Raw genomic sequence first — 23,376 nt, 5'->3', positions numbered from 1 at the left:
GCGGGGGAGAATGCTTGTGAAAATTCATAACAACATTTGGCTTGTAGGCAGCGGGCAGCACGGCTTTGAAATGACGCATGCGTTGGACTGCAATGTTTATTTAGTTGGAGACGGTAAGTCATTTGCCATGATCGATGCTGGAGCGGGGATCGAGCCCCACCGGATCGTAGAACGGATCGAGGCTTCGGGAATTGCGATGGCGCAGGTTACGCAGCTTTTGCTTACTCACGCGCATGGCGACCATGCGGCCGGCGCGAATTATTTTCGTGAAAACTACGGGCTGAAGGTCGTAGCTTCTGCGGAAGCAGCACCTTGGATCGCTGCCGCTGATTCTGAGAAAACGAGCATAGGAGCGGCAATAGCCAGCGGAGTTTATCCGCAAGATTATGTCTATGCACCATGCCCGATAGACGCAGCCGTTCGAGAAGGAGATACGCAGCAGGTAGGACAGCTGAATGTGAGCATCGTGGAAACACCTGGCCATGCTAATGGGCATATCAGCTTTTTGTTGGAAATAAGCGGCCAAAAAATTATTTTTGTCGGAGACACTATGTTTGCAGGAGGCAAAATATTTATACAAAACAGCTGGGATTGCAATATTCAACTATATGCATCCGCTATTAACAAGTTGGCTTCACTATCGATTGATGCGATGTTTCCTGGCCACGGCCCTTTTCTCTTAAGCTCTGCCAGCAAGCATATTCAAAAAGCGCAGGCTCAATTCGGCCGGCTGGATATCCCGCCTAATCTTTAAATCTAGCAGCCGAAATGAATTTAATGAATAGACCGGTTTAACAGGAGGATTGACTATGAGAAAAATGAAAGCAGCGGTCATCGGATTAGGAAGCTGGGGAGAGTGCCACCTTGAAGCTTTTCGTTCATTGCCCCAGGTTGAAATAGCCGCGATTTGCGATAATCGTGCAGATCGTTTGGATGAAATAGGCGAAAAATATGGAGTTGAGCGGCGTTACACCAATTATGAACAGTTAATCGAGCAAACGGACATAGAGCTTGTTAATGTTGCAACCTTCGAGAAAGGGCATTTAAGGCCGACGCTGCTAGCGCTTCAATCAGGCAAGCATGTGCTGGTTGAAAAACCGATAACGACGGATGTAGCAGAGGCGCAAGAGATGTATCGCGTGGCGCAGCAATGCGGCAAGCAGGTTATTCCCGGACATTTGCTGCGATTTGACCCCCGTTATGCTGAATTGAAAAGCGCTATTTATAATGGACGGCTTGGACAAATTGCAAGTTTATTTTTTAAACGGTCCAGGCAGCAGTCCTTGTTTTCTACTTACTCTAGAACACATACCGTATATGAATTGACCGTGCATGATCTTGATCTGGCAGTATGGTATGCAGGCAGCAGGGTCAAATCCGTTCGTGCCTATGCGCAGCATCTTTCTGACAGCGCCGCTCCAGAATCATTATGGGCGAACCTAACCTTTGAGAATGGGATGTTCGCTGTACTGCACAGCAACTGGCTAACCCCGGACAAGGCGGGAGTTGAAATTTTCGATAGCGTGGAGGTCAGCGGCAGTGATGGCAAGGCCCATTTTGAAACAAGCAATGCCGGACTGCATCTATGGAATCAAGAGGGAAGTGTGTCGAAGGAGTTTTTTATTCATCATCAGCGGAACGGGCATACTTATGGGGCATTGCGTGATCAGCTGGACTATATCTCGAATTGCATATTAAACGGAACGGGTTTTGAATACGTTTCATTCGCAGACGCTGTTCACGTTATTGAGATTGCTGATGCTATTATAAAATCCACTGAGTGCGGTCAAGATATTTTTTTGTGAGAGGAGCAGGCTGAAGCCATGATACAAGAATTTGAAGCAAATCCGCAAATGATTCCGATCGTGCTGCCTCATTTTCCAACTCGTATGCAAGCCATCATCTGGAGAAATTACGGCCTAGTGCCTACGGAACGCATTGCCGCTGTATTGGAAGCTACGGTTAAACAAATCGAAGAGGTTGCAGTCCTTATGGGACTGGAGGTGCCTCTGGAGGCGGACTTGCAATGGCTTGCCAGAGGCTACATTACGATCATAAGGGCTAATTGGCATTTGCTTACTTACGAGCAGCTCTTAACACTGCTTGATTGGACGGAGGAAAAGCTGGAATTCACGCTTAAAGAGGATGATTTTCTGTGGGTAAAGCTGGGCAATTTAAAGCCGTTCGTAAAGCCTGTACGCTATAAGCCTTTAAGCGCAAAGGAGGAGAAGCTGACTCTCGAGTGGAAACAGCGCGTGTCGGAAGCTTTCGATCCCATTCAGAAAGAGCTTGATACTACCTTTCAGGAGAAGCCGTTCGATTTTTTGGAACGATTCAAGCTTTCCGATCTGCCAAAGATATCAGCAAGAAGGCTACCGCTGGCAAGCGAAACTAGACTGGATAAACCATGGACGATTCAAATTTTTCAAAACGAGTACAAGGGTGAGGGTGAGGACACGAACGACGGCAAGGACGAAAGCATGGGAGAAGGCAATTTGTACGCCTACGCTCAGCGATTTTCCGATAAGCATGCTCTACTTTGGGGAGTAGAGTGGTCTGTTGCAGCATCATCGCACAGAGAGAGGCCGATTCTTCGATTCAAGGTGGATCCTGCCGCTAGTGGAGTGAAAGAAAGTCATACGATATTCGTTTCGGACGATGAAATTGTTATCCAGTCATCCGATGAGGAAGGGATTTTGCGCGGGCTGCAGTGGATCGAGCAAACGATGAAAAAGTCAGAGCTGCCATATCTGGAGAAAGGGAAATATGAGCAGACCACGAACTTCGACCTCCGCTATATTTATTCCTATAGTGCGGTATATGGTGATCCGCTGCTCGAGACGGAGCTGGATCCTTATCCGGAGGAGCAGCTGGAGCGATTATCGGAAGTAGGCGTTAATGGCATTTGGATGCAAAGCGTTCTATATCAGCTCGTTCCTTGGCGCGCGGCACCTGAGCTGTCGGTCAATTGGGAACAAAGGATAGAAGGATTAAGAAGGCTGGTCAAAAAAGCGTCGAAATACGGCATTCGTGTTTATTTGTACTTCAATGAACCGCGTTCCATGCCGCTTTCCTATTTTAAGGATAAGCCAGATTGGAAAGGGCAGGAGGAGCAAGGCTATGCCGCGCTTTGCACATCCGTGCCGGAGGTTCAAGCTATTCTGAGCGAATCCGTGTCCGCCTTGTTCAGAGAGGTGCCCGGACTTGGCGGTATATTCGCCATTACAATGTCTGAGAACTTGACGAACTGCTACTCAAGGGCTCCTGGCGGCAAGACGAATTGTCCGCGCTGCAGCAAGCGCAGTCCGAGCGCCGTTATTTCAGAAGTCATCCATTTGGTGGCGGATGCCGTTGAGAAGGAAGCTCCTGCTGCCCGAGTGCTTTGCTACACATGGGCCTGGACCGAATCATTGGGCTGGGATGATAAGGAGATCTTGTCGGCAATTAAGCAGCTCCCGAGCAATGTTACGATTCTTTCCGTAAGTGAAGATGAGAAAGAAACGAATATTGCCGATATTCAAGGCAAAGTAATTGATTATTCTATTTCCGTAGTTGGTCCGAGCGAAAAAACAGCCCGCATTTGGCAAATGGCAAAGGATAACGGATTAAAAACCGCGGCAAAGGTGCAATTCAATAATTCATGGGAGCTGTCAGCGGTTCCTTACTTGCCCGTATTTCAATTGATTGAGGAGCATCTGCAGCGGTTGAATGCATCGGGGGTAAGCGGACTAATGCTGAGCTGGACGCTGGGCGGCTATCCTTCCCTGACATTAAGGCTAGCTGCGGAGCATTATTGGTCAACGGACGGAGGCAAGCCGAGAGGCATCCATGAATTGCTCGAGGATCAATTTGGAGCTGCTGCGGGAAAAACGATCACGCAGGCATCGCTTGCTTTCAGCGAAGCGTTTCAGCAATTTCCGTTTGATATCGCTGTGCTTTATCTCGCACCTCAAAATATGGGACCGGCAAATTTGCTTTATATGGAGCCTACTCATTATAAAGCTACGATGGTAGGGATTCCTTACGATGATCTTGAGAGGTGGCGCGCAAAATATTCGGAAACGGTATTTGCCAACCAGTTTAAAAAGCTGGCAAGCGGCTGGAAAAAAGGACTGAAGCTGCTTGAGAAGGCGCGAAAACATATTTCAGTCAATGCCGAGGCGGAATTTGGCGATCTGTATCGGATTGCAAGCACCGCTTACCTGCATTTCTACAGCACTTATATGCAAATTTTATTCGTGAAAAATAGGAATCGTTATCTTGTCGCCAAAGATGGGGAACAGAAAAATAAGCTTGGCAGCATCCTCGCCGATATTGTCCAAAAAGAATTGGAAAATGCGACGGCGCTGTATACCCTTGTTAAGCAAGATTCGCGCATTGGCTTCGAGGCGTCCAATCATTATTATTATACATCCCAGGATTTGCAGGAGAAGGCAGTAAACTGTCAGTATGTGCTTGATCATCTTAAGAGATATGAAGTAGAAGGATTGGGGAGGACGTTAGTATGAACGTGATTGTATGGAATGCCCCGGAAACAATGAATGCAGAGCAGCTTGAAGTACCGAAGCCGCAAGCTGATGAGGTGTTGGTTCGTGTATTGGGCGTAGGTATTTGCGGCTCGGAAATCGAAGGGTATCTTGGACATAACAGCTTAAGAGTGCCCCCGCTAATTATGGGGCATGAGATTTGTGGACGTGTTGAACAAAACGGCGCTGGCGCAAACCAATATAGTGTGGGACAAAAGGTCGTTGTTAATCCTTTATTATTTTGCGGTGAATGCCCAAGCTGTTTGAAAGGCTTGACTCAGCTTTGTGCCAACCGGCAAATAGTAGGCATTCATCGACCAGGCGGATTTGCACAGTATGTAGTCGTTCCTCAAAGCACGCTTGTTCTAGTATCGGAGTCTATGAATCCTTACCGGGCAAGTCTGGCAGAGCCTCTGGCCTGCTCTTTGCGTGCGGCGCGCAGAGCAATGGACCGTCATTCCTTCCCTAATGTCGTTGTATTCGGTGCGGGAGGCATCGGTTTGTTGAGCGCCAAAGTTGCACGTTTGCTAGGAGCATCAGAGGTGCTTATAGTCGATACTAATGATGATCGTCTGCACATGGCCCGCAATATTCAATTCGAGCATATTTTTAATCCGACAAAGGGGAATTTGAAGGAGCATACAGCGGCCTTATTCGGGAGTAAGGGTGTAGACGTCGTTATCGATGCAGCAGGATTTCAGCCAACGCGAGAATCGGGAATGGAGCTGCTGAGTCCCGGGGGCACCTTCATGAACATTGGACTTGGTGTCGACGAGACGAAGCTGTATATCAATCGTCTAATCCGCAGCGAAATCGAGATTCTAGGCTCCTTCTGCTATACCAGACAGGATTTTTACGATGCGGTGCAATTGCTGGAGCAAGGCGTTATTACGGAAGAGGGCTGGACGGAAGTGAGAGGCTTGACCGAAGCCAATAGGGCCTTTCAGGATCTAGTATCAGGCAAAGTTATCAATGGGAAAATATTTCTGGATCCAGGGAGATAGAACGGTTCGAAAACAGTCTAACCTGATAGGAGAAAATAAAAGTGGCTGCCCAAGTCAATTTCCGTTGGCGTTCTGGGCAGCCACTTTTTTAAGACCTATATTAACACGCCTTATTTGGATTGATTTGCGATTTTCTCATGAATTTCGCTTTCAATCGCTTGAACCTGCTCATCGTCAAGCTTCTGCTGCGGCTGCGGATGAAACCATTGAATATCTCCTTCGTGGACATATCCTTTATAATCCTCACCGTTAATTTGCAAAGAAAATTTTTGCCGCGCGTGCCTGCGATTTTCAAAGGCTTCCTCTAGCTGAAAGTCTTTGATCCCGCTCGCTATGCCATATTGACGCATTAAGGAGTGAATAGCTTCTTCAATGAATTCTACCTGCTCATCGCCGATCATTTGACTGGGATGAGGGTGGAGCCACTGAATCTGGTCCTGATAATAATGTCCCTTGAACTCATCTCCCTGGACTTTAAAAGTGAATGCGTGCCTCTGATGAACGCGATCCTCAAACAGTGTCTCAACATCAAAACCTTCCAGTTCGGGTCGTGCATTCTTATCTTCGAGCATACCTAGCCCTCCTCGTAAAGTCTCTAGGAAATTGTTCCTCCTAGATCATCTTATTATGCTGCTAGTACTTTCTTAAAGGTCTTGGTGTTCGATTATACCATGTTTCTGTGACGATGCGGTGGCAAATAGAAAAAATGTGTTCAATTTGTTGGGTGGAATTTGCCAGTAATCGGAGGCTAAACCCAGGCACCTCAAGGTTCGACAGGCCAAACATAAAAGCTGCATTTTTTTCTGCTTGAATGGTATCATACAGCTCATCGAGCAGGGCAGAGCTCATAAATTCACTGACCACGATCATCGACCCTAGATGAGAGAACCCCTCTAAAAAGCCCAGCTCCGTTACGTTCTGCTTGCTGGGTGTGAGTTTAATATGATCCAGTACACCAAGCAGTCCGTCATAATAAATTTCGGTCAAGAGCTGAATCGTCTTGTAAGTATACCTATCTCCGCTCGGCGACCAGCCCGGCGTTACGATATCGGTGTAGAGGAAGGTGGAGCCTTTTTCCATATGCACGATATTTTTTTGTTTGTAGTGAGCATTTTCGTAGGCAATTAATGGATCTGGAACAAACTCCAAATAACTGTTTTGCTTTAGATGAATTTCGGTTTCTTGATAGGCGTAATCCTTGGGCGACTTGTACACTTTAGTGGCAGACTGTGTTGTTAAGGTTACTTTTGCACCTTCATCTGCCGAGATGCGCATTCGGTATCTGTCTCCGTCCAAATAACCGCCACCCGGATTGAGCAGGTAGTAGCATACCTGCCCGCTGTCGTCATGGTAAACGGGCCGCATTACTTTAAAGGCGCCTTGAAAATATACGTTTTTGGCGACTGTTTTTCCGTGGCGCTGCTCAAGATCAAGATTTAATATGCCTGTCCATTGCGACATCTTATTCCAATCCTTTTAGCAATACATGCTTGTTAATCCAGTCTATGATTTCGTCGAGGCCTTCATTTTCTTTTAAATTCGAAAATACAAAAGGCTTGTTTCCGCGGAACACCTTTGTATCCTTTGCCATTACGTCAAGACTTGCGCCGACATAAGGAGCAAGGTCCGTTTTATTAATAATGAACAAGTCGGATTTGATCATTCCTTGACCGCCTTTGCGAGGGATTTTCTCGCCTTGTGCAACGTCAATAATGTAGATAGAGAAATCAGCCAGCTCGGGGCTGAACGTTGCGGCGAGGTTGTCTCCGCCTGATTCGATAAAGATCAGCTCAACGTCAGGATGGCGCTCTATTAAATCATCGATTGCAGCAAAGTTCATCGATGCATCCTCACGAATTGCAGTGTGTGGACAGCCGCCAGTTTCTACGCCGATAATGCGGTCTTCTGGAAGAACGCCATTTTGCATCAAAAACTTGGCATCCTCTTTGGTATAAATATCATTCGTAACGACCGCCATGCTTATACCTGTCATATGGCGCGTCAGTTTTTCTACAAGCATCGTTTTACCTGCTCCTACAGGTCCTCCGATTCCAATTTTTACGGGTTGCATATATAACACGTCCTTTACTTTTTTCATTAAAATGTTAAGACATGAATATCCGGATATGGACACGCTCATGCTTCATTTGCGACAGCTCAATGCCCGGAGATACGATTCCAAAATCGTCCTCCGTCAGCTGCATAATGTTTTCAACCGCTTGTGAGAGCTCGGATTGAAATTGCTGTAAAATGATTTGTCCTGCTGTTTGTCCTAATGGAATGGCGCGTACTGCATTTTGAACCTGGCTGGAAATAGCCGAATATAAATAATAGAGGATGGAGGTTGATTGAGATACTCCAAGTCCGTGAGCAACCATCGCGAATACGATGGCAGGGTGGCCGAATGATTGTTTTTTTGTAATATTAGCTCTGTACTGAGAGAGGATGGGTATGCTGTACAATTGTTCTGTAAGCTTTAGCATGCGACTGCCGATCATTTGCGTGCCTTGCCTAGTTTCTCTGGGCAAGTTCTGTACCGTTATTCGACGATCGATTTCCCAAATGCGAGAAATATTCTCGCTTTGGAGCGCTTCGTATACTTGGCGACAGGCAAGCCCATCTGTGTAGGTTAGCTGTTCATGCAAATATACACGCAGCCAATGTGAGAATGACGCTGCATCATGCACCTTATCTTCTTGAATATAGCTTTCCAATCCGAAGGAATGGCTGAATGCGCCAGTCGGAAAATTGGAATCGCATAGCTGGAGCAAGGAAAGCAGCTTATTATCCATGACTATGCCCGATATGGCGGAATGCTTGCTTCACTTTGCGATCCTCACGTTTATAAGGGATTTCCAGCTGCTGCAGCAGCTCCTCTACCAAATAATCATATTGTACGAGCATATCATTGTCTTCGAATTGAGCAGGCAAATGGCGATTTCCAAGCTGATGGGCAATGTTTCCCATCTCCATTAGGCTGCGCGGGCTAATAACAAGCAAATCATCGGATAACACTTCGATATAAATCATATTTTTATCATCCATATATAAAATATCGCCTGCAAGCAGATCACGCTGGTCAGTTAGGCGAATGCCGATTTCTTTGCCATGATCGGTCGTTATACGGTTAATTCGTTTGACCAAATGAGCGCTCTCCATATAAACCTTTTCCTTATGGCGCTTATTCAATTCTTCCGGACTTAAATCCTGTATGTTGGCTACTATTTTTTCGATTATCATATTTATTCTCCTTAAAATGAGTGTTCAAAAAGTCCGGTTTTCAGAACCGAGAAAATTGTATGAAACTAGAAATCGGAGGCGCGGAGCGTACATAAAGGTACGTGAGCACCTATTACTGGAGGTTTCGGCAAATACCGGGCCCCGCAAAAGTAATCGGAATTTACATCGAAGCTTATCTTCACTTTTGTGGGTATATTAAATATTCGATGTCGAGACGCTTCCTTAGCTACTTCGTTATCAAAATTGGACTTTTTGAACTACCTCTTAAAATAAGAAATAACGTTGTCCCATCGGCACACGATCAACAGGCTCACAAGTAAGCAGTTCGCCGTCAACCCGCACCTCATAGGTTTGCGGATCAACTGTAATATGCGGCGTTTCAAAGTTAAGCTTCATATCTTTTTTGGATAGGGTGCGAATGCCGCCGACGGGGAGAATAATCTTTTTCAGCCCTAGCTGCTCGTGAACGCCATTATCAAATGCCGCTTGTGAAATAAAGGTAACAGAGCTTTTGGATAGCGCTGCTCCTGTTTGCGCATACATCGGTCTGTAAATGTATGGCTGAGGGGTTGGAATGGAAGCGTTGGCGTCGCCCATCAAGCTCACGACAGCAAATCCATTTTTAAGCACCATTTCTGGCTTTACGCCAAAAAACTTAGGGGACCACAGTACAAGGTCAGCCATTTTGCCAATTTCAATTGACCCTACATGCTGGGAGATGCCGTGTGTTATCGCCGGGTTAATTGTATATTTGGCAATATAACGCTTGGCACGGTTATTATCGGCGTAAGTGCTGTCGCCGCTCATTGTGCCGCGTTGCTTTTTCATTTTATCCGCTGTTTGCCAAGTTCGCAGAACAACTTCACCTACACGGCCCATAGCCTGTGCATCGGAGCTGACCATACTGAATACGCCCATGTCATGCAGAATGTCTTCAGCGGCAATCGTTTCCCTGCGAATTCTAGAGTCTGCAAATGCAATATCTTCAGGTACAGACGGATTTAAATGGTGGCATACCATAACCATATCAAGATGCTCGTCGATCGTATTTACCGTATAAGGTAAAGTTGGATTAGTTGAGGATGGCAAAATATTGGCGTAGCCTGCTGATTTAATCAAATCGGGAGCATGTCCGCCGCCAGCGCCTTCTGTATGATACATATGCAGAACGCGATCTTTTACAGCAGCCATTGTGTTTTCCATAAAGCCGCCTTCGTTCAAGGTATCCGCATGAAGCGCAACTTGCACGTCGTATTCGTCAGCCACCTGCAAGGCATAGTCTAGAGAAGAAGCTGTTGCTCCCCAGTCTTCATGGACCTTCAGGCCGATCACGCCTGCCCGAACCTGCTCGGCGAGCGGCTCTTTTGATGCAGCATGTCCTTTCCCAGTAAAGCCTACATTGATTGGAAGACCTTCCGCAGCAGCAAGCATGCGATGGATATTCCATTCGCCAGGGGTTATAGTCGTTGCTCTTGAGCCGGCTGCCGGCCCGGTGCCGCCGCCAATTAACGTTGTCGTGCCTGATGTGAGCGCAACCTGTACTTGCTCCGGATTAATAAAGTGTACATGCGTATCAATAGCTCCCGCGGTCACGATCAAGCCTTCACCTGCGATGATCTCAGTTGAAGCGCCGATAATAATATCAACATTGTCCATAATAAGCGGGTTGCCGCTTTTACCTATTCCGGAAATTTTTCCGTCAGTAATCGCGAGATCTGCCTTGTAAATCCCGGTGTAATCAAAAATAACGATGTTTGTAATGACGATATCGGCAACGCCTTCTCCTCGCGTAGCAAGAGGATGCTGTCCCATTCCGTCGCGGATGACCTTGCCCCCGCCAAACACAACTTCTTCCCCGTAAGATGTATAATCTTTCTCTATTTGGATGAACAAATCCGTATCCGCAAGACGGATTGAATCGCCTGTGGTCGGCCCGAACATTTCCGCATATTGTCTTCTCGACATCTTAAAGCTCATGATTATCTCTCTCCTTCTAAGCTGCCGTCTACTTTATTATTGAAGCCGTATATTCGGCGTTCGCCAGCAAAGGGAATAAGCTGGATTTCCTTTGCATCTCCGGGTTCGAAGCGTACAGCGGCACCAGCGGGAATATTCAATCTTTTTCCGTAAGATTGCTCTCTGTCGAATTGCAGCGCTTCGTTAACCTCGTAGAAATGAAAATGCGAACCAACCTGAACCGGGCGGTCGCCAGTGTTTGTTACCGAAATAACATTTATCTCCTTGCCTTCGTTACAAATAATTTTATCTTCCTTGAGAATGTATTCTCCTGGTATCATGTGTGCATTCCTCCTGATTATCTGATTGGGCTGTGGACGGTGACGAGCTTGGTGCCATCTGGAAAAGTCGCTTCCACCTGAATATCAGTAATCATTTCTGGTATGCCTTCCATGACGTCTTCTCTTGTAAGAATGGAAGCTCCATATTCCATCAGTTCGGCAACTGTTTTACCATCTCTTGCTCCTTCCAACAGCTCGTAGGTAATAATAGCGACCGCTTCAGGGTGATTAAGCTTAAGGCCCCTGTCTTTTCGGCGCTTTGCAAGATCTGCAGCTACTACGATCATGAGTTTATCTATTTCTCTCGGCAATAGATGCAATACGATCAACCTCCTGTAGTTATTATCTAAGATTCGATGTCTACCTATTCAGATAAAAAGAAGCCGAAATATACTCCCTTTATTATTCTGTTTTTGCAGGTAGCGTGGCTGACCACTAGACGATTTTAGCATATAAAAAATGCGGGGTATAGCATCTTCTTTCTTTATTTTTATCAACTCTGTGAAAGTGGATGAAAACATTGGTATTATCACGTTTTTCGGCATTTTTATATGTATGAAAATGGGTCTTGAACAACGAGCTGGAAGATAATATTTTAGCGGAGAAGATGGCAGTGAATTGCGCCGGACGGCGCACGTAAAAAAGCGACCAAACTGTTAGGCTGACCTGACAGAAATAATCGCTTTTTTTGATGAAGTTAAATACGAATCAGTTGCTGATTCGTATTTCTGTTTTTGAATAGGTGATATTATAGTTAGATTTAGAATGAAAGGCTACCGCAGCAGTATCCTCGGCTGATCTTTGTTCGACATAATGATTCAATAACTGCTTTGCCTCATCATCAGATATATAGAGTTGAAGAACGGCTTCTAATGCTGCTTTCGTATGCTCATTCAAATATCTCGCAAACAGTACAACATTATATTTATCTGCTGTACGCATAAGCAGAATGGAGGCTGAATCCTCGCCTTTTGAAAAACTTTCATACAATTCTACGGCGTGTATATTGTAGTCAATATGAAAACGTTGTTCGACCTTTAAAAATGGCCCTTCGTTTATAGCGGGCAAGTTAGAAATAGCTTCGGTAAATTGTCTGGCATGATCAAATTCGAATATAACCTCTTTGGGATAGGTAAGCTTTATTTGCTCATCGAGCGTTTGGCCTAATGGAAGGCGAGACTGTACAGCTCTTTGTATGAAGGTTACAGCTTGGGCTCGCGTTAATATTTTGTCGCTGCCGTATTGTTCGACTGTATACATAGGCGTGGACGAGATGCCCTTGGTAATTTGGAGATCATATAAATATAGAATGGCAGCTTCTTTCGTGTTTGTTTGAGAAACATATCCCATATTAGCAGCAAGGTATACTGCTGCCTCAGCGCGGGTCAAGGGTAAGTTCAACTTATAGTAAATGGGCATGTTTCTAGATTGTGCATTGGCGTAAGGCTCTTCTTGGATACCGCTGGCACGGGCAAGCATGGTCAGAAAATGCTCCTCTGTTACAGGAGCGTCAGGCTTGAAGGAACCGTCGGGATAGCCTTTCACAATATTTTGACTAACTGCCCAGCGGATCGAATCGCTGTACCATTGGTCTGGAGCTACATCCGTAAATGGATTACTTACTGCCGCATATAGGGGAGAGGAAAATGTAAGTAAGGAAATCAAGACAAGCGAAATAATACTGAGCTTTATGCATTGCTTGATGGTTTTCTTATTATGTTTATTTCCCTCAATTAATACGCCATTTTGAATATCATTCTCGTTATTATCCCTAATATAGTTTTTCATAAAAGCCTCCTTCTCCGAATATTTCCATATAAACCTATGTTACCCTGCCGCATCGTAAACAGCAACAGTAGGGTGTCGATTCATTGTGGATAGGGCAATAAGCAATCGAAAGGGATGTTACTACGATCAAGTTTGGGATTCCGACCGATGTTGCAGTCCGATTTTTTGATGAAATAACCCCTGTAGAGGATAAAAGTTGCCTACAACTAATCGGTACCTCAACAGTTCTGCTAGTTTGCTTAGTTTAATAAGCGGCTTTTATCTATTGACAAATAAAAATTTTTATGATATGATAGAATATTTTGATGTTTATTTTAGTTTCCTCTTCTGTTACTATATGTATTGCTTATTGATAAAACTAGTACAGAAAAGGAGTTCGATGAATATGACGAATGAATTATTTGTATTATCGTTGTCAGCCACTGTTCTCGGAAGGACAGAGACGGTTTATCCGACGCTTATTGTGGATGAAGAAAATGTAATATTGGTGGATACGGGGTATCCAGGGCAGTATGCTTTGCTGCAAGCAGCAGTAGAAGAAACAGGAACGGCTTTTAATTGCTTAAACAAGCTAATACTTACTCATCAGGATTTGGATCATATCGGAAGCTTGCCTGATATTCATAAACAATTCGGCAGTCAAGTTGAGGTTATGGCATCAGTTATCGAGAAACCATTCATAGAAGGAAAGCAGCAATTGTTGAAGCTGAACGCGGATGCGATACAACAAGCTGTAGCTTCATTGCCTCCACAGGTGCCGGAGCAAATGCGGGAGGCGTTTAGAAAAACGTTAGAAAATCCGCCTCGTGGTGCTGTAAATACAATAATTGCGCCAGATGAACATTTGGCGATAGGGGGAGGGCTTGTCGTTATCGATTCCGCTGGACATACGCCAGGACATATTAGTTTGTATCATAACCCTAGCCGGACTTTAATTGCTGGCGATGCGCTCATTGTGCAGGAAGGAATGCTTTTGCCGCCAGACCCTATGTTATGTATTGACCCCGGGCTGGCTAAACGTTCGATCGAGAATTTTTTAGCCTACGATATTGATTCTGTCGTCTGCTACCATGGGGGTGTTTATACCAATCAGCCTAATGAGAGATTGCGAGAGCTGGCGGAGAGATTGAGATGATTTAAGAACGGGAGGAGCAGAGCGGATACCGAACAATTTATTGAAACGATCGAAATGCTTTTTCATGATCTACAGGCGTTAAGACTCTCCTAACGGTTGCCGGCGATGCTATTTCGAGTATTTTAGCTCATTTAAAAATGTAACGGTTGCCATGAGCGTTATTGCGCCATTTTCAGAGGAAATTAGCGGTTTATTGTGAAATAAGCGCGATAGCAACCGTTAGAAAAATTAAAGCTCGATTTTAGCACGATTAGCGTTTGTGGCAACCGTTAGAAGCGACACGTAGCTCCAATACACCGTTGTTCTTTTTTCGTTGCTCATCGAACAGCTCTTTGTGCGCTAAAGGGAGCTCTAATCTCACCGCTCTAATTCTACTAATGCTCTAATTCTTCTAATGCTCTAATATTACTAATGCTCTAATATTACTCCGCTTCAGCATCCTGTACTGCAAGCCGCCCGAGCATCGCAATGGCCATATCCTCCATCGGAGGGTTATGCAGGCCGAAGCGCACGTCGCGGTACAGCCGCTGCAGCGGATGGTCGAGCGCGAGACTGTGTGCGCCGACTATTCGCATCGCCTTATCTACGACGGATAAGGCGGCTTGAACAGCAAACACTTTTGCTGCATTCAGCTCAGCGCCGATATTGTCGCGATTCACCTCATTGTCCCACCGCTGCGCCACGCTGTAGACAAAATGGCGCGCAGCCTGCAGCTCCAGCTCGATCTGTCCGAGTTGCGTAATAACATTGGGCGCATGAATAATTGGCGCAGGCAAGGAATTAGGCTGGTAGCTGCTTGCAAAGACTATCGCTTCCTTGCGGGCGGCAAGCGCTATTCCAAGATAGCATGCCGGAATATGAAGCAGATACGGCGAAGCTTTAGTCTTTTTCTCCTGCGGCAAGCGATAGACTAGCGCGTCCTTGGAAACATTCGCGTTTTCCAGAACGAGGTCATGGCTTGCCGTACCGCGCATGCCTACTGTATGCCAAGTATGTTCAATGCTTAATCCCGGTGTATCGCGCGGCACAATAAATTCAGCGACTCCATCCTCATAGCCTGCTGTTACAATAAATTGATCCAAAACAGGGGAGAGGGTCGTAAACGTTTTGCGCCCGTTCAGCACATAGGAGCCGTCCGCCAGCTGCTCGGCAGTCGTAAGCGGCTTGCCGCCCCTTGTAGGACTGCCGGAAGCTTTCTCGGACGCTGCGCGATTGACCAGCTGCTGTTCCTTCACAACCACTCCATTGAGCTGCGCCAGATGAGCATCGGACCACTGCTTGCTATGGTTCAGGTCGAAAACGACGCCCAAATGCCAGCCTACGCCGAGCGCTATCGCAGCGTCCCCCTGCGCAAGCCTCTCCTGATACATGACAAATTCGTATAGGGAGATGCCTTCGCCTCCATAGGCAGCGGGAACGGTATAGGAGAAATAGCCGAGCCCCCTCAATGCCTGAATATGCTCGTAAGCAAATTCATGCTCGGCATCGACGCGGTGCGCCTCTTGCTGAAAAGAATCAGCCAGTGCGCCAATAGCGTTCAAACGCTGCTCCTGCTCTTTTGTTAAAATAAACATTTTGTCTAATCGATTCATGACGATTTATTCCTCAACTTTGCTTCGTTTATTCAGACTCAGTATGCTGCATGATCCGACGGAGCGCTTTTGATTCCAGTATACCAAACTGAGAGTCGGTGTGAAGCCGTGGGCGGGTTAAAGCAACATCATTATCTTTTGAATAATGACATTATTCCTTTACTCCTTTAAATGTAAAAGCGTCCCAATCCAACGGATAATTGTTTTTTCCATTCGTAAGTGCGATACTCAATGCTTCGCCAATGCCGCTTGCAAATTTAAAGCCGTGACCGGAACCGCCTCCGGCAAACCATACATTTCTTCTTCCAGGAACCTCATCGAGTACAAATTCTTCACCAGGCGTATTCTCATATAAGCAGATTTGTCCATTCAGCAGCCTTCCAACCTTTGGGAGGAACTCGGCTAGTGCAGCCGTAAGCTCCTGCTCATCCTCAGGATAGGCTCCGAATGGCGGAACAGGCTGATCAGCAATAGCCGGGTAACCGCCATTGTGGCGGCCAATTTTCAAGCCGGCAGCATCGATTGCTGGAAAACCGAAATATTCATTTTCAACACCGTTGTTAATAATAAAGGCTGGAAAGTGAGGCGCTCCATACGTATCGGCAGGCGCTTCAAACCAGGCGATCGGCTTGCGATAAGGCTGAATGATGCCTTTCAGCTCAGGCAATACTTCAGCGGACCAGGCGCCTGCGCTTACGAGCACTTTTGTAGCGAAGAAACGGCCTTTGTCCGTTATAACTGCATGAAGGTTTGCCTCATGGAACTCAATCCGTTCAACTTTTGTGTTTGTCAGCAGTACAGCTCCATGTTGAATCGAAAGGGTTTTGTAGAGGCTAATAATATTTTCACTGTACAGAATGCCGCCCTCCGGTTCGAAAAGCCCTTCCATATGCTGCTGGACGGCAAAGCCGGGCCAACGTGCTTCAACTTGCTGCGCTGATAAAGACTCGAACGGAATATTAAAAGCCCTGCAGCTGTCCGTTTTGCTTTCAATAAACCTTGAGCCGCTTGGACCGATGCTAATAACGCCAATCGGATCATAGATTGGTTTGGGCTCGAAGTGCTCTGCGATCTGCAGAGCTTCCTCAGCAAGCGACTTCCATAATTCAATTGAGCGTAGTGCAAGCTTCACGTAGCTGGGGCCCATCGTATAAGCGCTTCTGACGATGCGAGTGGCGCCATGATGGCTGCCTGACTTATGCGGCGGGTTATGGGCATCTATAAGCAAGACGGACACGCCCTGTTTGGCTAATTGATAACCAGTGCTTAATCCAAAGGAGCCTGCGCCGATAATAATGACATCAAAATGGTTGTTGAAAATAATACCACCTCAATTTTTTGTTTGATTTTTACAATTCCTAATACTATTATAATTCCTATAAGATAACTTGGAAAGGTAGAATGTTCTTTAACCCCGCACGGCGAGCAGCTTATCCCTATTATCAAAAAGATGATCGAATGGAATAAAAGCTACAAGGAGCTGCTGAAGTGCAAAGGAGCATAGCCAAGTTTATAAAATTCGCATTCAATGAGAATGTGAATTTTTTTATTTTTTAGGGCTGGAGGCGCGAAGAATTAAAAGGAAATTGAGAGAATATGTCGAATAACCTGTAGTTGGTTAGATTTTCAAGAAAAAGAAAAATGTATGCAGGGCTAAAAATCAATAGCAATTTGTACTTCCTCAACATTTGTAAACGTATAGATTGTTATGTGATGTATTTTAATATAAGAAAATATGAGCAGTTTTCCTATAAAAAAATTGCTACTTCTTTACACATGAAACGTATTTGCTTATATGAGGTAGAGGGGGTGTGAAATTTGGCTGGTAATAAATACATAAAACTGCTTGGCATAATTATTGCGACAGTTATGATTAACGTTATTGTATTCTCGCCAGGAATCATTGGGGTCGCTATAGGAGAAAACGCGTTTGCTTCAGCATTTGGCATCACCTTGGTACTGGCCAGTATACTTGCTCTGCTTTATGGAAGCTATCATGCATTTTTTAAACAGCCGGCTCCATTGCCTGTCAAAGAAATGGTTACGCATGACGATTATGTAGAGGCTTTAATGCCTTTTATGCGCGTTGGCTCTTTGGAGGGGGATATTACGGTCACCCTTGATCAAATGGAACGTTTAATAAGAAAAAAAGATACATTAATGAATGTACTGGGCCAAAGATTTGAAGTGGAGGAGCTAAGCTATAAAAAGTTTGCTTCTGTTATCCGAGAGGTGGAGAAGCTGCTTTATTTGAATGTTAGAAGCATGATCAATCGGCTTCGCGTATTCGATGAAGCTGAATATAAAAGTGTGATGAGCCAAAAGTCATCCAGATTTTCTTCCGGGATTATGCAGCAGAAGGCCAATCTGTATCATGAATTTTTGTCGTTCATGAAGCATTCATTAGATACGAATGAAGAAATATTGCTGAAGCTGGATAAGCTGCTGCTTGAAATTTCGCGATTAGACAGCTTTGATCCTGCTGAGATCGAGAATATGCCGTGTATGCGGGAAATTGACTCTTTAATTAAACAAACTAAATATTATAAACAGTGAGGTGCTGAACATGGCCAAAAAGAATAACTTTTTTATTATATCCGGTATTATATTAGTTGTTGTTTTCGTGCTGGTTTATTTGGGTGTTAATATGACTTCCAATATGGGGAAATCGAAGGCGCAGGTTACGATTGATGATGCCAACAAACGGCTGAGCAAGCTGTTTAACAATATTTCAGTCACTACCGAGCAGCCGATCAAAGGGCAGATTGATCTTAATCCAGTCGATTTGGCAGCTTCGCTGCCGGATATCTCCAAGTTTCCAGTTACAGTAAAGAACAGCTCTGATTATTTTGTTGAGATTTTCTCATCCCCAGAGAAAGGCGGAACGGGGGTAGATGGCTGGCTGACGGATGTAGCTGCAGAGTTTAATAAAGCTGGCATTACGATAAACGGCAAGAAGGTGTCGGTTAAAATCCGTAATATTGCTTCTGGTACGGCAGCAGACTATATCAGGTCCGGCAAATATATTCCGGATGCCTTTACTCCTTCAAACGAGCTATGGGGAGAAATGGTGAAGGAAAGCGGAATTAAAACAGAGATGGTCAGCCAACGGCTTGTAGGCAATGTAACGGGCATTGTCATTGCCAGAGCTAAGCATGATGAGCTGGTAAACACATATGGCGCCATCAATGTCAAAAATATTACTGAGGCAATAGCCAACAATGAGTTTTCAATGGGCTATACCGATCCATTTGCAAGCTCTACGGGATTGAACTTTCTATTAACGGCGCTGAATACATTTGACAGCTCTAATATTTTAGGGGAAAAAGCGGTACAAGGCTTTGAAAAGTTTCAAGCTAACGTACCATTCATCGCATCTACAACGATACAAATGCGCGATGCAGCCAAGTCGGGCATGCTGGACGGCTTTGTGCTGGAATATCAAACCTATCTCAATGCAGCTGATCTGAAGGGCGCCTACGTCTTTACGCCATTTGGAGTAAGGCATGACAGCCCGCTGTATGCGCTGGGAGATGTATCAAAGGAAAAACGCGACATTATCGTAAAGTTTGCAGAATTTGTGAATCAGGATAAATATCAGAAAATGGGCAAGGACAAAGGCTTCAACAATTTGGAAGATTATAAATCTGAGCTTGCAGAGACAGATGGAGGCCTTCTATTGGCCGCCCAAAAATTGTGGAAGGAAAAGAAAAATGTCAGCAAGCCGATTGTTGCCGTATTTGTAGCCGATGTTTCCGGCAGTATGGCGGGGGAGCCGCTTAATCGCTTGAAGGAGTCGCTGCTGCAGGGGCAAAAGTATTTAGGAAATGACAATAGTATCGGCCTCGTTTCTTATTCAAGCAACGTATCGATTAATATGCCGATCGGCAAATATGATACAAATCATCGCTCTTTGTTTGTTGGCGCTGTTAACAGCCTGCAGGCTAGCGGCGGCACTGCCACCTTTGATGGAATTGTGGTAGCACTTAAGATGCTTCAGGATGAATTGGCCGCTAATCCGAATCAAAAGCCGATCATTTTTGTTCTAAGCGATGGTGAAACGAATGAAGGGCATTCTCTCAAAGAAGTGCGCGGATTAATAGAAGCGTATCAAATTCCGATTTATACGATTGGCTACAATGCCAATATTAAGGCACTGCAAAGCATTTCCAGCATCAATGAAGCGGCAAGCATCAACGCGGATACAGATGATGTCGTATATAAGATTGGGAATCTGTTTAATGCGCAAATGTAAAATAAGAATCTGAGGAGGAATACGATGTCATTTTCAATGGAAGTTATAGACCCTAAAGAAATTCAGGCAGCGATCGAAGAGGAAGTAAAGCCGGTGCCAGAAGAGCTGGCAAAGCTGCAGGAGCTGGCAGAATCCAATGTTGCCGCTATTTTGAATCTTGATGTGGAATCGCTAGACAAGCGAAGGGAAATTGTGCAATCCATTGAATCCTTCGGCATAAATACAATGCGTTCGTCCTCGGATAAAAATACGCTGCTGCAGGTTGCAGTCAGCAATTTGTCCAAAACGGGCGATGAGGGCGGCCAGGTAGCCAAAGGATTGGTAGAGCTGCATACACAGCTCAAGGATTTGGACCCGAGCATGATCGATTTTGCAAAAACTGGATTGCTGGGAAAACTTTTTAATCCATTGCGTGCTTACTTCATGAAGTATCAAAAGGCAGATGCCGTGATTGCAGATATCGTAGTTTCTCTTGATAAAGGCAAGGTTACTTTGAAAAATGATAATACGACGCTTGAGATCGAGCAGCAGGTGCTTCGCGATCTGACCAAAAAGCTGCAGAAGGAATTACAGCTTGGCGCACTAATGGACGAATCGATTGAGAAGCAAATTGAAGCAGCCAAGCTGCGCAACGAGGATCCGGACAAAATCCGATTTATTACAGAAGAGGTGCTGTTTCCGCTCCGTCAGCGCGTCATGGATTTGCAGCAGATGCTCGTCGTCAATCAGCAGGGCATTATGGCGATTGAGGTTGTAATGAGAAACAACAAGGAGCTAATCCGTGGTGTAGAACGTGCCAAGAACGTCACCATATCCGCGCTGAAAACTTCCGTTACTGTAGCGAGCGCTCTTTATAATCAAAAAATTGTGTTGAAAAAAATCGAGATGCTTAATCAGACGACGAATGATATTATTTCCGCCACCTCTAGAATGCTGAAAAACCAAGGAGCTGCGATTCATAAACAATCGCTCGAGGCGAATATTTCACCGGATACTTTAAAGCAAGCCTTCTCCGATGTGCTGTCAGCGCTCGATTCCATCAGCAGCTACAAGCAGGAAGCACTGCCTAGAATGCGTCAAACGATTGAACAGTTCAGAGAGCTTGCCGATAATGGCGAGAAACAAATCGTCCGATTGGAAAAAGGGCAAAAGCTCGGTCTGTAGATTTCAAATCTATCATGATGCATGCCATATGGCGAATAGGATGGAAAGCCGCACCTTGTGGTGTGGCTTTTTAATTGAGAATTGAAAACGTGCAAACTAAACACCATGAATTAACAATCTTGCCAGCTTCGTAATTTAAAATTAAGAGACGAACCTCCAAGAAGGCAGCTTCAAAAGTTTAATAGAAAAATGTTGGAGACGGCGCAGTCGTATACCTAAGAATTATTCCGGTGTGCACAGGAGGGACAATGAATAAAATTCGTTTAGTTGTTCTTGTTATAGCGTTTGAGGTCATGCTTACTGTCTTGCTCGGCTTGGGTGCTTATTTTGGCTTTTCTGTCTATCCTTATTCTTTAGGTTCATTGGGGACAGCAGGAGAAGCTGAACAAATTCACGCGTCGCTTCCGTTGTATATGCCTACATTAATGGATATGAAAGTGCCTTATACGTCATTTGAAGCGGGCCCGCTGGATTTAGGTTTTATGTCAGTGGTCATCACTTTGCTTGTACTTGCGATCCAAAGCTTTGTGCGCGGCATGTATCTTAGCGGGCTGAAGCAGGAGCTTCTGATGCGTAGTAGGAGGTCTTTTTTTGAAAACGGAAGGCATTATTTTGGCAGAATGCTTGCATGGTCTATTTGTCAATCAGCCTTAAGTTATCTGGCAATTAGCTTTTTTCCGTTAGGATTTATTCTTATTATCGTCTCTTTGTTTTTTGCATTAACCCCTTATATCATAGTGATACGTGATCAGTCGCTTGGTAGCGCATTGTTAAGCGCCCCGGGTATTTTACGCCGTAACTTTTGGAGCTTGCTGCTGCTCGCGCTGTTTGCCATGATTGTAACGATGATAGTAGGGATTTCGAAATTTATACCGATGCCTTTTGGTTTTATGCTTCCACTCATCGGTCATGCTGTAGTCGGAACCTGGCTAATCAGTCTGCTGATGAGCAAGCTGATGGTGAAGCTGCCTAGATCCAAGGAAAGCATAGCAGATAGAATAAGAGAAAATGATGAAGATCGCTCATCAGGGGGGAGAACCCTTGCTTATCTATTAGCAGGCTGTTTGCTTATTGTTTGTGGAGGTGCTGCTGCGACGGGCAAGCATTTACTTGTTTTTGATATCGGAACTAAAAAAACATTAGAAGGTTTGTCTTATCAAGCAGTATACTCGAATATGTACTCGCACCCTCCATTAACAAGCACTAATTATTCGTGGTCTGATAATGGTTTTAAATTGTCCTTTCCCGAAGGAGCGCTGGCAAGCCTTGCAGCAGGCAAACAACCGATGGAGCTGCGTGGTGTTGCCGACATCGAGTGGATTGTGGATGAACAAAGAGTAACCCGAAGCTTTTCATCCACCTTTTACGATATTGAACCGCATTTGCGCAAAGCAAAATTAATGTACAGGCTAGTACTCGAGCGTACAAATGAAGGTGTCTATTACTCAAGCAAACGTGGAGCGGCTGTTATTATTGGCGGCGGCGAATCTTCGCATATTCCGCTTGATGTGGAAGTGATGCTTAGCGGAGACGGAAGCCAGGTATATGTTTTACAGTACGAGAAGCGGCTGGATGTGAACAATCTGCTTGATGCATCGAAAGACGGCAAGCACATGATTTTGCGCACAAGCCCCATAAATCCGAACAAAATTCGCATGTATTGGTTTAATGAGCAAGCGGAGAAGGAAGGGGTATTCGATCTGCTTGCAGCTAAAAATGACCGCTTGGGTTTGTTGAATGTGTCAGATTGGAGTATGGCGCTTGCCGTAGCTATGCAGGAAGCAGACGGCTGGCAAGTATCGAGGCTGCTTGAGCTGTTGCGTAACCAGGATGTTGCTGTGACAGCGCCAGAATGGAACGAGCAGCAATGGACGGATTATTTGCGACAATTATATGCTGACTCAGATAGAAATGAGTTAATTGAATATATTTCTAAAGCAGCCAAGCAATTTGAATATTATGGAGCTCCTATTCCAAAGGAATCAGGCAATGACGAAAACACAGTTGATGCTGATAAAATCAATATGAGATGCTTGTTACTTTCCCGAAACAAATAATAAAAATTGTTTATACGCAATCCCATCAGTCGACAAAAATAATAGATTTGGAAATGAAATTTGGAAATGAAGTTACAATAAATGAATATCGCAGAGAAAGAACCTCCAATTCCACTTGATGAGTGAGTTGGAGGTTCATTTATTGAAATATAAGAAAGTATAAGTTTTTGTAACCTTAATCAATTTCTTAATTGATATTCCAATTAAGTAATTGATTCATATCTGTTCTTATATTTCATCGGTAAACGCGCCTGTCCAAAGGACGGCGGAGCCGTTTATCTTTGGTTCTTTTAAATTATTTTTTAATAGATGCAACCT

At 44.9% G+C, this 23,376-nt stretch carries 20 protein-coding genes and 1 pseudogene; 10 read left to right on the top strand and 11 right to left on the bottom strand.

Annotation, left to right across the window (positions count from 1 at the left end; genetic code table 11):
* The first annotated feature begins 16 nt into the window (after window positions 1-16).
* The 4 genes from ACRRU2_RS06150 to ACRRU2_RS06135 are packed head-to-tail and all read left to right on the top strand — an operon-like array spanning window position 17 to window position 5,530.
* Window positions 17-754 carry an MBL fold metallo-hydrolase gene (locus ACRRU2_RS06150; protein ID WP_432500439.1) on the top strand — a complete coding sequence of 246 codons (738 nt, stop codon included), beginning with the start codon at window positions 17-19 and terminating at the stop codon, window positions 752-754.
* 55 nt (window positions 755-809) lie between these two features.
* Window positions 810-1,805 (top strand): Gfo/Idh/MocA family protein, encoded by a 996-nt coding sequence (locus tag ACRRU2_RS06145; protein ID WP_432500438.1) that lies wholly within the window; start codon window positions 810-812, stop codon window positions 1,803-1,805.
* 18 nt (window positions 1,806-1,823) lie between these two features.
* Window positions 1,824-4,508: a hypothetical protein gene (locus tag ACRRU2_RS06140; RefSeq protein ID WP_432500437.1), complete on the top strand. Its 2,685-nt coding sequence runs from the start codon at window positions 1,824-1,826 to the stop codon at window positions 4,506-4,508.
* Window positions 4,505-5,530, top strand: a complete 1,026-nt coding sequence (locus tag ACRRU2_RS06135) for a zinc-dependent alcohol dehydrogenase (RefSeq protein ID WP_432500436.1) — start codon at window positions 4,505-4,507, stop codon at window positions 5,528-5,530. Before ACRRU2_RS06140 ends, ACRRU2_RS06135 begins: the two co-directional genes overlap by 4 nt.
* A 110-nt stretch (window positions 5,531-5,640) precedes the next feature.
* On the opposite strand, the gene ACRRU2_RS06130 is transcribed toward ACRRU2_RS06135, so the two are convergent.
* The 9 genes from ACRRU2_RS06130 to ACRRU2_RS06090 form a co-directional block, all read right to left on the bottom strand.
* Window positions 5,641-6,102 carry a hypothetical protein gene (locus ACRRU2_RS06130; RefSeq protein ID WP_432500435.1) on the bottom strand — a complete coding sequence of 154 codons (462 nt, stop codon included), beginning with the start codon at window positions 6,100-6,102 and terminating at the stop codon, window positions 5,641-5,643.
* A gap of 61 nt (window positions 6,103-6,163) precedes the next feature.
* The gene (locus ACRRU2_RS06125; RefSeq protein WP_432500434.1) at window positions 6,164-6,991 is read right to left on the bottom strand and encodes an urease accessory protein UreD; all 828 of its coding nucleotides are present in this window, start codon (window positions 6,989-6,991) and stop codon (window positions 6,164-6,166) included.
* A gap of 1 nt (window position 6,992) precedes the next feature.
* Entirely contained in the window at window positions 6,993-7,601 is a 609-nt protein-coding gene (ureG, locus tag ACRRU2_RS06120) for an urease accessory protein UreG (protein ID WP_432500433.1), read from the bottom strand.
* A gap of 34 nt (window positions 7,602-7,635) precedes the next feature.
* The gene (locus ACRRU2_RS06115) at window positions 7,636-8,322 is read right to left on the bottom strand and encodes an urease accessory protein UreF (protein ID WP_432500432.1); all 687 of its coding nucleotides are present in this window, start codon (window positions 8,320-8,322) and stop codon (window positions 7,636-7,638) included.
* Window positions 8,315-8,770, bottom strand: coding sequence for an urease accessory protein UreE (gene ureE / locus ACRRU2_RS06110; RefSeq protein WP_432500431.1), 456 nt, complete (start codon window positions 8,768-8,770; stop codon window positions 8,315-8,317). The genes ACRRU2_RS06115 and ureE overlap by 8 nt, the downstream gene beginning before the upstream one ends.
* A 264-nt stretch (window positions 8,771-9,034) precedes the next feature.
* A complete protein-coding gene (gene ureC, locus ACRRU2_RS06105) occupies window positions 9,035-10,747 on the bottom strand; it encodes an urease subunit alpha (RefSeq protein WP_432500430.1) in 1,713 nt (570 codons plus the stop codon).
* Between the two features lie 2 nt (window positions 10,748-10,749).
* Entirely contained in the window at window positions 10,750-11,067 is a 318-nt protein-coding gene (locus ACRRU2_RS06100; RefSeq protein ID WP_432500429.1) for an urease subunit beta, read from the bottom strand.
* Between the two features lie 17 nt (window positions 11,068-11,084).
* A complete protein-coding gene (locus tag ACRRU2_RS06095; RefSeq protein WP_432500428.1) occupies window positions 11,085-11,387 on the bottom strand; it encodes an urease subunit gamma in 303 nt (100 codons plus the stop codon).
* 388 nt (window positions 11,388-11,775) lie between these two features.
* The gene (locus ACRRU2_RS06090; protein WP_432500427.1) at window positions 11,776-12,855 is read right to left on the bottom strand and encodes an S-layer homology domain-containing protein; all 1,080 of its coding nucleotides are present in this window, start codon (window positions 12,853-12,855) and stop codon (window positions 11,776-11,778) included.
* 385 nt (window positions 12,856-13,240) lie between these two features.
* Between ACRRU2_RS06090 and ACRRU2_RS06085 the strand changes: the two genes are divergently transcribed.
* Window positions 13,241-13,990, top strand: a complete 750-nt coding sequence (locus tag ACRRU2_RS06085; RefSeq protein ID WP_432500426.1) for an MBL fold metallo-hydrolase — start codon at window positions 13,241-13,243, stop codon at window positions 13,988-13,990.
* Between the two features lie 422 nt (window positions 13,991-14,412).
* On the opposite strand, the gene ACRRU2_RS06080 is transcribed toward ACRRU2_RS06085, so the two are convergent.
* Together ACRRU2_RS06080 and solA are read right to left on the bottom strand one after the other, a co-directional pair.
* Window positions 14,413-15,582, bottom strand: coding sequence for an acyl-CoA dehydrogenase family protein (locus ACRRU2_RS06080; protein WP_432500425.1), 1,170 nt, complete (start codon window positions 15,580-15,582; stop codon window positions 14,413-14,415).
* Window positions 15,583-15,733: 151 nt separating this feature from the next.
* Entirely contained in the window at window positions 15,734-16,903 is a 1,170-nt protein-coding gene (solA, locus tag ACRRU2_RS06075; protein ID WP_432500468.1) for an N-methyl-L-tryptophan oxidase, read from the bottom strand.
* A gap of 84 nt (window positions 16,904-16,987) precedes the next feature.
* On the opposite strand from solA, the pseudogene ACRRU2_RS06070 reads away from it, so the two are divergent.
* The 5 genes and pseudogenes from ACRRU2_RS06070 to ACRRU2_RS06050 form a co-directional block, all read left to right on the top strand.
* Window positions 16,988-17,086 (top strand): annotated as a pseudogene (locus ACRRU2_RS06070) (winged helix-turn-helix transcriptional regulator); the annotation flags it as partial.
* 314 nt (window positions 17,087-17,400) lie between these two features.
* A complete protein-coding gene (locus ACRRU2_RS06065) occupies window positions 17,401-18,138 on the top strand; it encodes a hypothetical protein (RefSeq protein ID WP_432500424.1) in 738 nt (245 codons plus the stop codon).
* Window positions 18,139-18,148: 10 nt separating this feature from the next.
* Window positions 18,149-19,837, top strand: a complete 1,689-nt coding sequence (locus ACRRU2_RS06060) for a vWA domain-containing protein (protein WP_432500423.1) — start codon at window positions 18,149-18,151, stop codon at window positions 19,835-19,837.
* Between the two features lie 24 nt (window positions 19,838-19,861).
* A complete protein-coding gene (locus ACRRU2_RS06055) occupies window positions 19,862-21,001 on the top strand; it encodes a toxic anion resistance protein (RefSeq protein WP_432500422.1) in 1,140 nt (379 codons plus the stop codon).
* A 248-nt stretch (window positions 21,002-21,249) separates the two neighbouring features.
* Window positions 21,250-23,058 carry a hypothetical protein gene (locus ACRRU2_RS06050; protein WP_432500421.1) on the top strand — a complete coding sequence of 603 codons (1,809 nt, stop codon included), beginning with the start codon at window positions 21,250-21,252 and terminating at the stop codon, window positions 23,056-23,058.
* Window positions 23,059-23,376: the final 318 nt, after the last annotated feature.

It is taken from the genome of Paenibacillus sp. GXUN7292, from assembly GCF_050864975.1.
Lineage (GTDB): Bacteria > Bacillota > Bacilli > Paenibacillales > Paenibacillaceae > Pristimantibacillus.
Note: the sequence above shows the minus strand (reverse complement) of the source record. Positions and strands in the feature narration are given on the sequence as shown.

What these genes read in the sequence shown, in the direction of transcription:
- ACRRU2_RS06135 (WP_432500436.1), top strand. Translation starts at nt 4,505, where the DNA reads ATGAACGTGATTGTATGGAATGCCCCGGAAACAATGAATGCAGAGCAG.
- ACRRU2_RS06125 (WP_432500434.1), bottom strand. Translation starts at nt 6,991, where the DNA reads ATGTCGCAATGGACAGGCATATTAAATCTTGATCTTGAGCAGCGCCAC.
- ACRRU2_RS06090 (WP_432500427.1), bottom strand. Translation starts at nt 12,855, where the DNA reads ATGAAAAACTATATTAGGGATAATAACGAGAATGATATTCAAAATGGC.
- ACRRU2_RS06050 (WP_432500421.1), top strand. Translation starts at nt 21,250, where the DNA reads ATGAATAAAATTCGTTTAGTTGTTCTTGTTATAGCGTTTGAGGTCATG.
- ACRRU2_RS06130 (WP_432500435.1), bottom strand. Translation starts at nt 6,102, where the DNA reads ATGCTCGAAGATAAGAATGCACGACCCGAACTGGAAGGTTTTGATGTT.
- ACRRU2_RS06085 (WP_432500426.1), top strand. Translation starts at nt 13,241, where the DNA reads ATGACGAATGAATTATTTGTATTATCGTTGTCAGCCACTGTTCTCGGA.
- ACRRU2_RS06100 (WP_432500429.1), bottom strand. Translation starts at nt 11,067, where the DNA reads ATGATACCAGGAGAATACATTCTCAAGGAAGATAAAATTATTTGTAAC.
- ureG (WP_432500433.1), bottom strand. Translation starts at nt 7,601, where the DNA reads ATGCAACCCGTAAAAATTGGAATCGGAGGACCTGTAGGAGCAGGTAAA.
- ACRRU2_RS06140 (WP_432500437.1), top strand. Translation starts at nt 1,824, where the DNA reads ATGATACAAGAATTTGAAGCAAATCCGCAAATGATTCCGATCGTGCTG.
- ACRRU2_RS06080 (WP_432500425.1), bottom strand. Translation starts at nt 15,582, where the DNA reads ATGAATCGATTAGACAAAATGTTTATTTTAACAAAAGAGCAGGAGCAG.
- ACRRU2_RS06060 (WP_432500423.1), top strand. Translation starts at nt 18,149, where the DNA reads ATGGCCAAAAAGAATAACTTTTTTATTATATCCGGTATTATATTAGTT.
- ureE (WP_432500431.1), bottom strand. Translation starts at nt 8,770, where the DNA reads ATGATAATCGAAAAAATAGTAGCCAACATACAGGATTTAAGTCCGGAA.
- ACRRU2_RS06055 (WP_432500422.1), top strand. Translation starts at nt 19,862, where the DNA reads ATGTCATTTTCAATGGAAGTTATAGACCCTAAAGAAATTCAGGCAGCG.
- ureC (WP_432500430.1), bottom strand. Translation starts at nt 10,747, where the DNA reads ATGAGCTTTAAGATGTCGAGAAGACAATATGCGGAAATGTTCGGGCCG.
- ACRRU2_RS06115 (WP_432500432.1), bottom strand. Translation starts at nt 8,322, where the DNA reads ATGGATAATAAGCTGCTTTCCTTGCTCCAGCTATGCGATTCCAATTTT.
- ACRRU2_RS06145 (WP_432500438.1), top strand. Translation starts at nt 810, where the DNA reads ATGAGAAAAATGAAAGCAGCGGTCATCGGATTAGGAAGCTGGGGAGAG.